This is a genomic window from Symploca atlantica LB2515, assembly GCF_052546295.1.
Window position 1 is genome coordinate 5,716,870 of record NZ_JBQWMT010000001.1, and the last position, 14,741, is coordinate 5,731,610.

Sequence of the window (14,741 nt, forward strand, 5' to 3'; positions counted from 1 at the left end):
GTTGGTTTACCGTGCTATCAACTCATTCACTTGGGGGGCGCTGAGAAAATCATCCGCACTGAAATTGGCAAGATTAAGGCTGTCGTCGCCGAGTAAGGCACTAGCGATCGCAGTTCGTCTACCAGCTACGTCATTGTTGTAGAGGGTATTGTGAATGGTCTCGCGACGAGTAGCGTCATCTGCCCTTTGAGGCACAAAGGGTATTAGTGATGACCAACGGAACGCATCTGGTTCGCGATCGAGAGTGGCAGCTTGTTGAAGCTCAGCGTAGTTAATCGGATCGGTGTGGGGTGCATCATCCAGGCGTTTGGCTCGAATTTCGTAGCCGGTTAGCAAGTTGTTGATCAATTGATCTCCATTCAAAGAGGGTTGCACCTGGGAACCCCAGAGTGCGGCTGGTGCATTTTTGGTCAGCGGATGGAAGTCAAACTGCTCCTCTACAGAAATGCCATCGCTGGTGATGATGATGCGCTGGGTGGAGATGATCTGAGCGTTACTCAACTGCATGGTTCCGATATTGAAGGCGATCGTAGCACCAGCACGCTCTAGCACATTTTGACCTTGTTCTCCGCGATAGACCTGCTGTGCAGGAATCACAGAATCTGTAGTGAGACAAAAGATTTTAGGATTGACCACACCCAGGTTGTTGCTGTCAGGCTGTGTCGTTGCATCAGTACTGTCTTTTGCTGCTGCCTTGTTCGTCAGCCCCGCCTTAACGTTGATCGTACAGATCTTTCCGTTATCATCCGGCAGGAAGGATTGACGGAATGTATCCCATTTAATTGGCTCAATCTTGTTACGACCACTGCTACCAAAGCGGATTGTGAACGAGATAACGGACAAATCAACATGAGCCTGTCCGGTAAATTCGGGTCCCCAGATGCTGACATCAGCACCAACATGGGCGGTGATGTGATGGGTGCCGAAGAAGTGGAAAGTATAGGATGCCCCGATACTGATATGGAAATCAGCGCTGTAATGGTAGGGTTTCCAGCTAATCAGGAAGTTGATTGCTGCGTCGAACCAAGCCCGTAAGTTACCATCCTGCCAGGTGGCGTTCAAGCTGGCACCCGCCATTAAGGCAGAAGGGGTGAGCGCGTAGTAGGCGCTACCTTTGAGCGTGACGTGGTCATCGACTTGCCAGTTAAAGCCCAAACGGGGCACCGTGGGGTAGTGACTGGGGGGAGAGAATTGAGGATGATAGCCGCCAACAGTGAGGACAAAATCTCCTTCGTAGGTGCCTGAAAACCAGGTGTAGAAGGCAAAGCCGCCTGTGAGTTGGCAACGGCGAGAGAGGAGGAAGGAATTGCGCGTCAGTTGGGCGCTAATGCCGAAGAAGCCATCATCGGGAATGAATGTAGCTCGTAGGGCTAGCTGCACTTCTGCAATTGGTGTGACGCCTGCACTCTGGGCATCGGGTGCGGGTAATACCAGGGTTGATAAGCCCACAATGTCGAGTTCAAAGCGGTGACCGAATGTTGCTGTGACTAGGATGAAGGAATCGATCATCTCGAAGGAGGTGAAGCGAATTCCAATTGCGAGGAAGTAATTTCCTACTGATGGAGGAATGTATTCAGGACTTACGCAACTGGCACAGCGTGAGCGCAACTTTATAGTATTTATGTACTATGTCAAAGTGGCGTACCCAGATGGCATTGCTGAAATTAGTAACAGTGATTGGCTATGTTAAGTATTCTTCAAATCATGAGAAAATTAGTTGAGGACGCATAAAAAAATCTTTTAGTTGATGAGATTTACTAAACTTAACTATTGTCAGTATTTGTTAAGTAGTCAAATTAATTATACTCTGACAAATTTGGCAGAGCATCTAGAGCAGATTAGCCATGATAAAATCAACCGCTATCTCAAAAATGAAAAGCTAACACCGCGCCTACTTTGGGATAATCTCAAAGATATCATCGAAATAAATAAGAATTCATATGTCGTGTTTGATGATACAGTACTTGATAAACGACATGCCACAGAAATAGAGACAAGTAAACGGCAGTATAGTGGCAATGAACATGGTGTTATCCAAGGAATTGGTGTCATAAATTGTATATATGTCAATCATGAACTCGGAAAGTTTTGGGTAGTGGACTATCGTATTTATGACCCAGACCGAGATGGAAAAACCAAGATAGATCATGTAATAGAGATGCTACAAAACCTTGTGTATCATAAGGTTTTGCCGTTTCAAGCTGTCTTGATGGACACTTGGTATGCAACCAACAAACTGATGTTATATATTGATGGTTTAGGGAAATATTATTATTGCCCTCTGAAACGTAATCGGCTTGTTGATGATACGTCAGGTCAAGAAAATTATAAAAAAGTTGATTTGTTATCTTGGGATGAGCAGGAGTTGAAATCCGGTAAAATAGTTAAAATAAAAAAGTTCCCAGGTGCTAAAAAAGTGAAACTATTCCGGGTGACTGTCTCCACCGACAGAACGGATTTTATCGCTACAAACGATTTATCTCAAGATTCTACGGACGTTGTACAAAAAGTGTGTAAGGTTCGATGGAAGGTTGAGGAGTTTCATCGAGAATTAAAACAATTGACTGGGATTGAATCGTGTCAATGTCGCAAGGGTCGCCTTCAAAGAAACCATATTGCCTGCGCTATTTTAGTTGGGCTTAGACTCAAAGATTTAGCTTATAAAAGTAGTCAAACAATTTATCAAATTAAACATGGATTATTGTCAAATTATTTAGTTCAGCAACTCAAACGTCCGGATGTTCCCATGTTTGTCCTCTAGTTGTTTAGCGCTTGGCGCGGCGTAGCTACGCCCTTGCTTGTGACAGTTGCGTAAGTCCTGACAGAAAAATATGATTGACTATAGGGAATATTGTGAGGTGTATCTGTCGGGTTGAAAGATTCAGGTGGGTTGATACTAATGAACAGGTTCAGAATCTAGCTGACGTCCCCTGTGGTTAAGCTGTCACCAACTTGAATATCCTTGAGAATACTCTGCAAAACGTGTTCAGGGCTTTGGCGATCGCTCATCGTTGAGAGGCGTGGCTACTTTCCTCAGATGTTCCCTTAAATATGGCATACGCCATGCCCCACTTGTCTACCAACACTCTCTTAGTGCTTCCTTAAAGAACGCGATCGCCCTAGATTTCCTATACACTTCATCCTCAAGAGCCGCTTGAACCTTCTGAGAGTAATCTTCTCGTAAACCAGCCATCCGAATCACCTTCCAGGGCTGAACTTCCTGCCCCTGCTGTTCAAGTTTCGCTATTGCCCATTTAATGCGTCGAATCTGATAGTCCTCTATCGATTCAGTCACCGATTCCAAGTATGCTTTCGTCAGAGGCATTTTATCAATGTGCTTTTCGAGTAGCGCTTGCACATCCAGAGTTTTCCCAATCCTGCCAATCGTAATTCTGACAGGCTTTTGGGCATCGAGGAGTTGCGGCACAATATCCCTAACTTGAGCGAGAACCTGCCTATCTCTCTCGTGCCAATCAACCCTATTTGTAGCAGAAATAGGCACCCTTAATGTTGGTGAATTTTGATGAAGCCAGTCTCTATCATTTCTATACAACCATGCATAGGTAGCAGGAGCCATTTGCCTGAGAGTTGTCTTCGACGCCTCTGGATACTCTCGTTGTAGAGTCAACCATGTTTCTCGATGTCTCTTCTGACTGTTACTAGTAAAATTGACCAAAAATATGGGATTCAAGCCCCGTCCTTCCAGGACGGCTTTTCTTGATTCTTGATGTACTGGATAAGCACTTCAATAGGAGCGCCACCAACAGACACGGCAAAATAGCTGGGACTCCACAAAGCTGTTTTGCCGTGCGGTTTTTTAAAGCCAGCCTGTCCATAACGACGACTTGAGACACCTTTTAGAGCATTCACAATTTTCGATACAGAGAGCTTTGGTGGATACTCAATCAATGCGTGTACGTGTTCGTTCTCACCACTGATTTCTAGAATTTGAAAGTTCATCTGTGTTGCTACGTGGCGAAATACTTCTTCGATTAATTTCAACTGTTCACCACTAAAAATCTCATCCCTATATTTAGTCACGCAGACCAAGTGAATCTTGAGGTCTGTAACGCTATGTCTTTCCCTCCGGAATTGAGTAGTCATTTCCTGTAGACCAATAAACATCTCCAAAATATAAATTATGAGATAATTAAGGCATAACTAATTAACGTTTGGGGTGCAGAAACTGTGAGTTATACCTGGGAGTACTTGCAACGTAATCATCAAGAAGCCAAGCGCTTGGTAGGAATTAGCTATGAGCAGTTGATTCAACTAATTGAACAAGCCAAACTTTGACATGAGCAGAGACAGAGAGAAATTGAGAAAAAGAAAACTCGGCTGATTAGTGCTGGCGGTGGCAAGACTTCTCTTCTTGCTCTTGAAGAACAAATTATATTAACTTTAATCTATTTACGTCATCATCTGAGCTTTCAGATTCTGGGCTTATTATTTCAAGTAAGCGAATCGACAGCCAATAACATGTTTAATTATTGGCAAGTTCTGTTGCGAGAATCACTACCAGCTAGCTTACTAGAACAAGTAAAAAAGTGCGAAGAAGAGGAGGAAGCAATTATTGAGATGTTGGCAGAGCAGGAGTTAATAGTAGATAGCGCTGAGCAAAGCCGATCAAGACCTTCAGACTATCAAGAGCAAAAATCATTCTACTCAGGTAAGAAGAAAAATCACACTTTTAAAAATCAGTTTATTGTCTTGCCCAAAGGTAAAGATATTATCGATGTAGTAGCAGGAAAACCAGGAACCAAAAGTGACATAAGTCTGATGCGGGAACGTCTGAAACAATTTGATAAAAATCAACTATTTAGTGCTGATCAAGCCTATCTAGGAGAACTTCAAATTCGCACTCCTCAGAAAAAACCGAAAAATGGAGAACTAACCTCACAGCAAAAAGAAGCCAATAAAAAGCTATCTTCTAACCGCATTTTTGTAGAACACGTGATTCGTTTAATCAAGATATTTAAAATAGCACAAGAAAGATTTCGTCTGGAAGCCAGTAAATATGAGTCAGTTATCCTAACCATTTGTGGTTTAGTAAGACTGAGAATTGAGCGGTTAGTTTTCTCGGCAGTGAAAACCCCTGAATACTCAAAGAGAAATGAGATTATTAACCTTGATAGTTTGGCAGTTAAATTAACAACAAAAGCCCCTGATGCTTATGGAGCCGTTGAATCGAGCTAAATCTGTGGAAGTTAGTTTAAGGCTTCAAAGTAAGTCAGGGAGACACTCTTAGCTTTCTGGAGATGCCTAATGTATAATCCAAACACAGACCAATCCTATCACGGAGCATGAAAGCAAGATACCAGTATCGTTTTTACCCAACAGACCAACAACAGCAGAGTCTAGCTCGGTTGTTCGGTTGCGTCCGTGTTGTGTATAACGATGCGCTTGCAATCTGTAAGCAATCTGTTAGTGTTAGCGTTAGCGAAGCGAGACCGTTAGGTCTAGCGGGCGAGCGTACCGCAAGGGCAAAGAAGCCCAAGTCGGCTGAACTTCAAAAGATTGTTATTACTCAGGCGAAAAAGACTGAGGAAAGAGCTTGGTTAAGCGAGGTGTCGAACATACCGCTACAACAGTCTGTAGCTGATTTAGAGATAGCTTTCAAGAACTTTTTCGATTCCTGTAAAGGCAAGAGAAAAGGTAGAAAGGTTGGTTATCCAAAGTTCAAAAAGAGGAATAATAGCCAATCGGCACGGTTCAGGATTGGGGGTTTCTCCATCAAGAAAGATGGTGTTTATCTTGCAAAGATAGGTGTTGTCAAGCCTGTCTGGTCAAGGGATTTACCTACGAGTCCTAGTTCCGTAACCCTTATTAAGGACTGTGCCAACCGTTACTTCTTAAGTTTTGTAGTAGAAGTAGAGCCTGTTCAGGCTAATGCTAAAAACCAAAGCATTGGCATTGATTTGGGTATCAAAACCTTGGCTGTGATGAGTAACGGTGAAAAAGCTTTCAGTCCTTGCTACAAACGTTTAGACCGTAAAATGCGTAAATTTCAACGGAAGTTGGCGCGACAACAGAGAGACTCAAACAGAAGACATAAGACCAGAATTCAGATAGCAAAACTGCACAATCAAATTGCAGACACTCGCCAAGACTTCCTGCACAAATTGTCTACCAAGGTCGTTAGTGAAAACCAAACTATCGTCTTAGAAGATTTAAATGTATCAGGAATGGTCAAAAACCGCAAACTCTCTAGAGCAATTAGTCAGCAAGGCTGGCGAGAATTCCGGGTCTTGGTTGAGGCAAAATCTGAAAAGTACGGAGGCAAGTTTGTAGCCATCAACCGTTGGGAACCAACTAGCCAAGCCTGCTCTGATTGTGGCTATAAATGGGGCAAGATTGATTTATCGGTGCGTTCAATACTCTGTTTAGGTTGTGGCAGCGAACATGATAGAGACGAAAACGCATCTGCAAATATAGAAAAAGTCGGCACGGGGCATCGGCACGACTCTAAATGTACGTCCAGACAGAGTAAGACTACTTCGGTAGCATTAGTCAATGAAGCGTAAATAATCCCCGTCGCTTCAGCGCGGGGAGTATGTCAAATCATCCTCTGGCTGTTCTTGAGACGGCACAGATTCGTACTCATCACAAGATTGCCAGGAAGTATCAAGCTTCAGCAGTAAGGCATACCGCTTGACTGTTCGGGTAGCAACCCTGAGTTGTCTTGCCGTTGCTCGAAGTCCCAACCGTTGCACCTCTACAAGTTCCCTCAGCTTGTGTTCCCAAACAGTACCGTAGGCTTTAATTTTGCCGATTCGGTATTGGTCATCTTCAGTTGTATCGGGTCCTGTTCGACAATAAATCATGCCACAGGAGCAGCGAAAAGTACCAACAGGTTTTTTGGTATCACAGCAATTACTGATAGCCAAATCGGTGACAACTGGTTGGAGATAATGGTCAGCAGCAGCATTGAGACAAAGCCAAGGAGCATCACCGAAGGGTTTGTAATCGTAATCGATGTTGAAGAATTCTGCGAGAGAGCCTGCTAGGAACCGAATCATCAGTAGATGTCTAATAGGATGAAATGATTTTCTAGGTTTTCTGACGATATTGAGTAGCCAGTTATGTTTTTGCTGATAATTGAGCGTCGAGTTTAGAGCTTCCAGCATTTCATGTCCATAGAAAAACAGAAAATTATCAAGTAGCCTCTTCCGATTAACTCGACCTGTTACCGTCGCCAAACCCTTTTCAATCAATAAAGCAACATACCTTCGGCGAAACCACTCTGGCTGTTTAGCAGAGAGTTTGGTATTCATTAACCAGGAGATATCTTGAGCCAGCAGTAGCAAGTTCTCTAAAGTGTCATTACTGTATAGTTGCTGATTAGGAGTAATTGGACAATTCTTTAGACTCGCCGCCTGATATTCATGTTTATTGAAGCCTTGTATCGGAACTGTGCTATCTTTCAACATCACCGCATGGACTGGGCAAACTACTACCCCAGGAATTTGATGTAGTCGATGCCAGTAAGCTTCCCCGTACTTTTGTAAATCTTCTTCTAGACAATTGGGGCAAAACCGGAAATACCTGGACATGGCAACTGAACTTGCCATTATTCCAGCTCTAGTGTGAATATCACCTCCCTGCTCTGCCTTCATTGACTCTTTCACCTGAATCGCTCGCTTGGGAGGCAGAAAAACACTGTAGAACGGGTACAGTGTGTATTTGTAAATCAGCTCTTCTACTGTATAGTTAGAAAAAAATTGTAGGTTCTCGCTTAAAATATTGAGGTTAGAAGGTAAATCAGCCGTAGCTATAGTGCTGGGTGAATTAAATAACTCTCTTAGTGTTACTTTCGGACTCGTGTTAGCGCTTCTAATGTGATAGCGTGCCATGACACTATATAAAATTTCATCAGGATATGGCTTTGGGAAAAAGCTAACCATATTTTTTATTTATTAGATTTAGCTCTGCTTTGCACCCAAAGTATTTATCAAAATGCCTTATGCTTGAGTAGTTTTCAATGAGGAAAAAGATGGGGCGAGTGCTTAGGAATTGATCACTATCGCTGCATCTAGGCAATTGCCGTTACCGTTTTGATACTCCGCCACAGATGGCTCAAACGGTTCAAGGATTAAATGCTTGCCCATTGCCTTGCCAATTAACTCCATTAAGGCTTTTGTCCGTGCAGTGAAAAATCCCTCAAAGTCGTCTTGGCGCAGACATTCTGGCTCAATCAAGTGCGATCGCAACATATCATCGAGTTTCTCAGGTGATGTTCCCAACTTCTCAAACTCTTTGAGGTAAACAGAAGGGGCTTTCGAGCCGATTTTTTTATTCGTTTTCGCACTTAAAGGAGTGCGATTGACCAAGCAGTTGTATTTTTTCGGGTCAATGCCATGCTTTCGACACCACGAAACGGGGAAGATGTGGTGCGATTCTACTTTCTGTTCAAAATAGAGTACGTCATTAATTTCTTCTCCCGTACTCCAATCTACTGCCCCAGAGAGGCGCAAGAGTGCTGATAAGCCTTGATAGACAGCACCATAGCGTTTTCTAGCACTCAGCAGTCGCTCTACCGAGAATCTGGCAGAAGTGACTGTCGTTGGTAAGGCATCAGCTGATAACCACAGGGGTATCTCCACTACGTCACAGGCGGCCCGCGCCTCCCCGCGTAGATACAACTCTCCAAACATTCCTGACCATAACCAACGCGCTAATCGAGAACGTACAAGTTCGCTATTTGATTGCTTTCCCAGTACAGTTAAAATTGCTGCCATTGCCACTAATTGGATCGGGTATGCCAAATGGTTAGCGTCAAAGATTTTTTGGGCGTGCAGGAATCGGGCGGCTTCCTCAAACCCTCTGGTAATCGGTTTAGCCCAACTCTGGTATTCTTCGGTTGATAAGTTCAAAACTTCACTGCGCCGACAGCTAACCGCAGGTAACTTCTCGGAAACTATCCCTGCATCGAATGCGTCTTGGCGACGAGCATAAGAAGCTACCAAGGTGACGGCTTGAATAAAATCTGTATTCCTTAAAGAACGCAAGACTTTGAAAGACTTAAGGTGAGCCTCTCGGCGCTTCCAATCGTCCCGCAGGCTGAAGTTGTCACTACAGTAACTAGCGGTCATCAGGTCGAAAAAGTTGAGGTCGCAGCCAGAGGTGTTAGTATCTTCAAAGACTTGGCAAACTGCCTCTTTTGGCAAGGAGTCTCGTAGTTGGATGACAGGCATTTGATAATGCTCGAACTTTTTGAGGATTTCTAGCTCTAAGGTGTCGATCAGTTTGAGTTTTTCTGGGTCGTATTGCCAAAACCTAGAGTAGTTGCTTCTCCATTGGGAGAAGAAGAATACTTTCGATAAAGGAAATAGTCCAATTAAATATTCTTGCTCTGAACTAGAAACGTTGAGAGATTGACCACTGTAGGTTCGCAGCTTTTTTGATTCAGGTAAGGCGAGAATTGCTTCTTTTCCGTCGATATTGGGGTCGAGAGATTTTTCAATGTCGAGGTAGTACCACTTGCGGCTGAGTTTGTTGCTGTTGGAGTCTTTAACCAAGACAGGTTGCTCTGATAGCAGCACCATGAATAGAGTGGTTAAACGCTGCTGTCCGTCGAGAATTAATAAGTTAGGTGCAGGAGGTTGCTCTAGAGTAGCACCATCGAGCAGGCGAGGTTTGAAGCGCATTTGAGGATTACCTTGTTGGAGTAGCATGAGTGCGCCGACAGGATAAGCCAGAGATAGGCTTGTCAACAGCCTTTTGACACGAGCATCATCCCAAACCCAATCCCTCTGGAAATCCGGCAGTTGGATGCGTCCGATTTTGATGTCTTTGAGGATATCTAGCAAGGGATATTTGGTGATGTCAAAAGTGCTAATCGAGTTCATTCAATCAGGAGGCTAGCGCTACTACTTTTGGCAAAGTACTCCTGAGCTTTCCTAGGGGTCAAGAGTTAGAGGAAAAGTCTTGTCAATTTGACAAAACCATGGGCAAAGCCAGGATTAATTAAGTTTGTTGTCCATTTGAGTGCCATTGCTCTAGGAGTGGTTGAACTTGAGCAGCGTTTTCTAACAGAAAATCTGCTACTGCGAGGATTCTCTGGTAAGGAAACCCTGCTTCTCGGCGGCTGATTCTTCCTCCTAACCAGTGGTTTGTGGTTGATTGCGAGACAGAGCAGATTTGAGCTAGTTCTAATGACCCTAATCCCCAGCGATGGCTAAATAGTTGGGGAGACATGAACATCTGATTATGGAGTTGGAGGACTTGGTCTCTATCAGTTTCAGACATAATGAGTGTGGACTCAAGACGAGAATGGTTGATTGAGATGTTCGATGTCTTCCTCGAAGGCAAAGTCGTATCTAGTTATCTGACTTGAGGGACTTTGTTTGTCCAGTAAGACTAAGTAGTGAAGCCCAGTAATCAGACAACTGGCAGAGTGGGTGTAGATAACGCCGAGAATACAACCAAAATCTGGATTGGGAACTTGACGCCAGCGTACTGAATCGCCGAGCTGGAACTGCTGCTTAGGTAGGGTTTCGGGAATGTCCTCTGGTAGACCGAAGGGCGGTACTTGGGGTGGCAGGTGAGACATAGTAGTTTCCAGATGTTGAGTGAAGCTAAATCACTGATGTTATTTATATATCACAAAGTGTTACTTATACTCTGTAGACTCACTCACTTTACTCTCTGACGATTGTGCAGTGAGTCAAAATCATCAACTAAGTATCAAACAGCGCTTTGGAAAAGCGATAAGACGCAGACGGCGAGAACTGGATTTATCTCAAGAGGAGCTAGCCGAACGGGCTGAGCTTCACCGTACCTATATTTCCAATATTGAGAGAGGAGAACTGAACCCTTCGCTAGAAACTATGGAAAAGTTGGTCAAAGCGCTAGATATTTCTTTTACTGATCTATTCCGCAATTACGGTATAGACAGCGAACCCGACGACCTTTCTTAAATAGTAGATATACTGGCAGCAATGATTGTGGAATCACCTGCTGGCGTCGATTGAGTTGCAGGGACTTGACCCTTATCAGGGAAGTGAACGTTAAAAAGCCTTGATTACCGCTACCGAGGCGGAAAATGCCGGAATATTGCGCCCAATTTTAGCGAAAATTGAACGGATTTTCCGCTGAAAAAACTCCCGATTCAGCCACCCGTGCGTAGAAAAGAATCCGTAGACTTACCCTGTGGGATACACCCAAGGGGTGAATTAGGCTTGATGGAGAATGTATAAATTATCTCCCTATTATCATTAATACTACCTATCTTTCAAGGCATTTTAGTTCAGCCAAATGCTTAAACCCTTCTTGTCTAGTGTTCTTTTGAGTGCAGTCTTCTGTGTTAATCTCTCAGCTTTGGCGCAGGAAGTTCCCAAGCTGCGTCAAGGTATGACGTACTCTGAGGCAAGGAATCTGTTGATTGAGGAGGGTTGGCAGGCTGTATTTAATAATATGGAACAGGTGAATAATCCGAACAGAAGTGGAGTTATCGATCGCTTCATTGAACAAGGATATACCGAAATAGTTGATTGCTCTGGCACTGGGTTAGGGCTTTGCCTGTTTCAATTCCAGAATGCGACGGGGCAGAGGTTATTGGTGACGACGGCAAACAACGATTCTGAAGAGGAAAGTACTGTGTTTGGCTGGAGGTTGGAGTAAGCCTACTCTTGGGTTGCTCTAGATAAGTCATCGCCTAAATTAAAATAGTTCAGCCAGCTATCGAGTGGCGAAATCGTGGGAAACGATAAAGTAACGTAACGATGCCAGCAAGTTTGCCCTGGTGTCTTAGGAGTTGGCAGGGTAATGAAAGCGATCGCATCATTAATTAAAGGTTAGTCAACTAGGAGTTGACACTCAGACCAAGCACAAACCTCTAAGTTTAAGAAAAACATGGCAATAGATATTGCTCCCGGTGCGCGGATTCTTTGCCGAGATGCGGAATGGTTGGTTAAATCAGTGTCTCGTTCGTCTGATGGCGATCAAGTTATTGAAGCGGTTGGGGTGTCGGAATTTTTGCGGGGACGCAGAATCCAGTTTCTCAGGGAAATAGAGGAACAAACTGGGGATTTACAGGTTTTAAAGGCAGAAGAAACGGAATTGGTGACGGATGTATCTTCGGGTTATATGCAGAGTTTGCTGTTTATCGAAGCGAATCTCAAGCAAACTGTCCCTGAAGATGGGCGCATTTATTTGGGGCAGCAAGCGGCGATGGATGCCCTTAATTATCAGTTATATCCTGCCAGCAAAGCGTTACAGATGCCCCGCCAACGGCTTTTAATTGCTGATGCGGTGGGGTTAGGTAAGACGCTGGAATGTGGCATTCTGGTGTCTGAGTTGATTCGCCGGGGTAAGGGACGTAGAATTTTGGTGGTCGCTACGAAATCGATGATGGGGCAGTTTCAACAGGAATTTTGGCTGCGTTTTACGATTCCCCTGGTGCGCTTAGATTCAGTGGCGATTCAACGGGTGCGATCGCGCCTTCCGGGAAATCATAATCCTTTCCATTATTATGACCGAGCGATTATTTCTATTGATACTCTTAAGCAAGACCGGGAATATCGCAGTTATCTAGAGCAGGCATATTGGGATATTATTATTATTGACGAAGCCCATAATGTCGCCCGTCGGGGCAAAGGACAGTCGGCCTCCCAACGGGCAAAGTTAGCTGAACGGTTAGCGACTCGTTCGGATACTTTGATTTTACTGTCGGCGACTCCTCACGATGGGAGACCGGAAAGTTTTGCCAGTTTGATGAATATGCTCGATCCGACGGCGATCGCGGATGAGTTAAACTACACGAAAGAGGATATCCGTGACCTCTATGTGCGGCGGTTTAAAAAGGATGTTTGGCACGACCTTAAGCGAAATGTCCCCGAACGTCATGTCGAAGCAATTGAAGCTGAAGCATCTACTGCCGAGGAACGGGTATTTCAGCGACTTGATGGGTTAAAATTAGCCAGCGTTGACCGTCAGCGCAAGGCGGGTCAATTGTTTAAGACAACGCTGCTTAAGGCGATGCTATCGAGTCCAGCCGCTTGTTTAGAAACGGTTCGCAATCGCATCCAGCGCTTAAGTAAAAAAGACTCTCTCGCAAAAGAGGATCGGGATGATTTAGCCGAACTCAAGGATTTAGAAACCGCCTTAGAGCAAATTCAGGTGGAGGATTTTTCTAAATATCAACACCTGCTCAAACTCATTCAAAATGATTTTAACTGGACGGGTAAGGATACAACTGACCGTTTAGTGATTTTCACTGGACGATTAGAAACCCTGAAATTTCTCCAAACTCAGTTACCCCAGGCGCTGGGTTTAAAGCCTGATGCGATCGCTACTTTAGATGGGGGAATGGCGGATATTGATCAGGTTCGCATTGTTGAAGCCTTTGGTCAAGAGAGTGCCAAAGTCCGGATTCTGATTGCGACGGAAGTTGCAGCCGAAGGGTTAAACCTGCACTATCTCAGTCATAAACTCATTCACTTTGATATTCCCTGGTCGTTGATGACTCTACAACAGCGTAACGGACGCATTGACCGCTACGGGCAGAAACGCCAGCCGGAAATTCGCTATCTGCTGACTCGTTCCACGGTGGAACGCATGGATGAAGTGGAACGAATTATTCAGGTATTATTGGCAAAAGACGAACAAGCGATTAAAAATATCGGCGATCCGTCTGTCTTTATGGGTGTCTTTGAAGCCGAAGCTGAAGAAGCAATCACCGCCCAAGCCATTGAAACCGGACTCTCTGCGGCGGATTTTTCCCAACAACTCGACCAAAATGCCGCCAGTGGGGGAGAAGCGGATATATTTAGCTGGTTTGAAGACCCAGATAGTTTTATCCCAGAAGAAACACCCCCCGACCAATCCGCCGCAACGGGAACGCTATTGAGTTTGTTTCCCTCCACTTTTGACTTTACCGTAGCTGCCCTCAACTCTCGCGCTGATGGGATAGTTAATCTCAATATTAATACTGCCGAAAGGTTAGTTGAGCTACAACTGCCCCAAGAATTAGTTCGTCGTTACGAACGTTTACCCAGAGAAATTCGTCCTGATGATCAGCAACTGCTTTCCTTAACCGATAACCCCCAAGACATGATGCAGATGATGGTCGAAGCCCGTCGTCAGGAGTCGGCTTGGCCCGTTAAACAATATCTGTGGGAACTCCATCCCCTGGTTGAATGGCTGACTGACCGTTGTTTGTTTTACTTTGGGCGACACCAAGCCCCGGTGATTCAATCATCTACGGGAATGATGCCCCAAGAGGTCGTTTTTATCTGTTTCGGGAGTTTTCCCAACCGCCGGGGGTCGCCTGTACTGAACCGTTGGGTATCGGTTATTTTTCAAGCCGATAAATTTCAGAAGGTTGAATTCTTTGCCCAAACCTTAGAACGGACACAACTGGGACAACATCCAATTCCTAATTCCGGTACTGACGAACTAGAAAACCTGCTGCCTCTACGTTCCCAAGCCATTCACCAAGCCCGTACCTACTTACAAAAAGAACGAAATAGCTTTGAGGCTGAATTAACCCCCAAACTGCACGAACAACAGCAACGCCTTGAACAATTGCGAGGACACCATCTCGAACAACTGGAACTGCGGTTTGAACGAGATAAACGTTCAGAAATTATCAAACAACAGCGACAACAGGGAGAACGCCGCCAAATTGATAAAATTTTTCAAGGCTACCGAGATTGGGTGGAACTGTCTATGACCACCGAAACTGAACCCTATATCCAACTTATCGCTGTTCTCCGTTCCCAGTCGCACCCGTAACTCAA

General features: G+C 44.6%; 12 protein-coding genes and 1 pseudogene. 6 read left to right on the top strand and 7 right to left on the bottom strand.

Features of this window, described 5'->3' with window-relative positions; all coding sequences use genetic code 11:
- Positions 1-6: 6 nt before the first annotated feature.
- Positions 7-1,608, bottom strand: coding sequence for a DUF6603 domain-containing protein (locus ACT7WV_RS23680; protein ID WP_445105231.1), 1,602 nt, complete (start codon positions 1,606-1,608; stop codon positions 7-9).
- 139 nt (positions 1,609-1,747) lie between these two features.
- On the opposite strand from ACT7WV_RS23680, the gene ACT7WV_RS23685 reads away from it, so the two are divergent.
- Positions 1,748-2,761 (top strand): IS701 family transposase, encoded by a 1,014-nt coding sequence (locus ACT7WV_RS23685; protein ID WP_445101257.1) that lies wholly within the window; start codon positions 1,748-1,750, stop codon positions 2,759-2,761.
- A 315-nt stretch (positions 2,762-3,076) separates the two neighbouring features.
- Here the strand turns inward: ACT7WV_RS23685 and ACT7WV_RS23690 are convergent, their stop codons facing one another.
- Entirely contained in the window at positions 3,077-3,691 is a 615-nt protein-coding gene (locus ACT7WV_RS23690; protein WP_445105232.1) for a TnsD family Tn7-like transposition protein, read from the bottom strand.
- Positions 3,688-4,104 carry an IS200/IS605 family transposase gene (gene tnpA, locus ACT7WV_RS23695; protein ID WP_445105597.1) on the bottom strand — a complete coding sequence of 139 codons (417 nt, stop codon included), beginning with the start codon at positions 4,102-4,104 and terminating at the stop codon, positions 3,688-3,690. The genes ACT7WV_RS23690 and tnpA overlap by 4 nt, the downstream gene beginning before the upstream one ends.
- 84 nt (positions 4,105-4,188) lie before the next feature.
- On the opposite strand from tnpA, the pseudogene ACT7WV_RS23700 reads away from it, so the two are divergent.
- Positions 4,189-5,196, top strand: a pseudogene (locus ACT7WV_RS23700) (transposase).
- A 107-nt stretch (positions 5,197-5,303) separates the two neighbouring features.
- Positions 5,304-6,524: an RNA-guided endonuclease InsQ/TnpB family protein gene (locus tag ACT7WV_RS23705; RefSeq protein WP_445102270.1), complete on the top strand. Its 1,221-nt coding sequence runs from the start codon at positions 5,304-5,306 to the stop codon at positions 6,522-6,524.
- A 15-nt stretch (positions 6,525-6,539) separates the two neighbouring features.
- On the opposite strand, the gene ACT7WV_RS23710 is transcribed toward ACT7WV_RS23705, so the two are convergent.
- From ACT7WV_RS23710 to ACT7WV_RS23725, 4 genes are all read right to left on the bottom strand, one after another.
- A complete protein-coding gene (locus tag ACT7WV_RS23710; protein WP_445105233.1) occupies positions 6,540-7,904 on the bottom strand; it encodes a TnsD family Tn7-like transposition protein in 1,365 nt (454 codons plus the stop codon).
- Between the two features lie 102 nt (positions 7,905-8,006).
- Complete coding sequence (locus tag ACT7WV_RS23715; RefSeq protein WP_445105234.1) at positions 8,007-9,848, bottom strand: GmrSD restriction endonuclease domain-containing protein; 1,842 nt, start codon at positions 9,846-9,848, stop codon at positions 8,007-8,009.
- A gap of 118 nt (positions 9,849-9,966) precedes the next feature.
- Positions 9,967-10,248 carry a hypothetical protein gene (locus ACT7WV_RS23720; protein WP_445105235.1) on the bottom strand — a complete coding sequence of 94 codons (282 nt, stop codon included), beginning with the start codon at positions 10,246-10,248 and terminating at the stop codon, positions 9,967-9,969.
- A gap of 13 nt (positions 10,249-10,261) precedes the next feature.
- Complete coding sequence (locus ACT7WV_RS23725) at positions 10,262-10,552, bottom strand: hypothetical protein (protein ID WP_445105236.1); 291 nt, start codon at positions 10,550-10,552, stop codon at positions 10,262-10,264.
- Between the two features lie 109 nt (positions 10,553-10,661).
- Here ACT7WV_RS23725 and ACT7WV_RS23730 point away from each other — a divergent pair, with 109 nt between their 5' ends.
- The 3 genes from ACT7WV_RS23730 (at position 10,662) to ACT7WV_RS23740 (ending at position 14,736) form a co-directional block, all read left to right on the top strand.
- Positions 10,662-10,919, top strand: a complete 258-nt coding sequence (locus tag ACT7WV_RS23730; protein WP_445105237.1) for a helix-turn-helix transcriptional regulator — start codon at positions 10,662-10,664, stop codon at positions 10,917-10,919.
- Between the two features lie 337 nt (positions 10,920-11,256).
- Positions 11,257-11,622, top strand: coding sequence for a hypothetical protein (locus tag ACT7WV_RS23735; protein WP_445105238.1), 366 nt, complete (start codon positions 11,257-11,259; stop codon positions 11,620-11,622).
- 231 nt (positions 11,623-11,853) lie between these two features.
- Complete coding sequence (locus ACT7WV_RS23740; RefSeq protein ID WP_445105239.1) at positions 11,854-14,736, top strand: DEAD/DEAH box helicase; 2,883 nt, start codon at positions 11,854-11,856, stop codon at positions 14,734-14,736.
- Positions 14,737-14,741 lie beyond the last annotated feature (5 nt).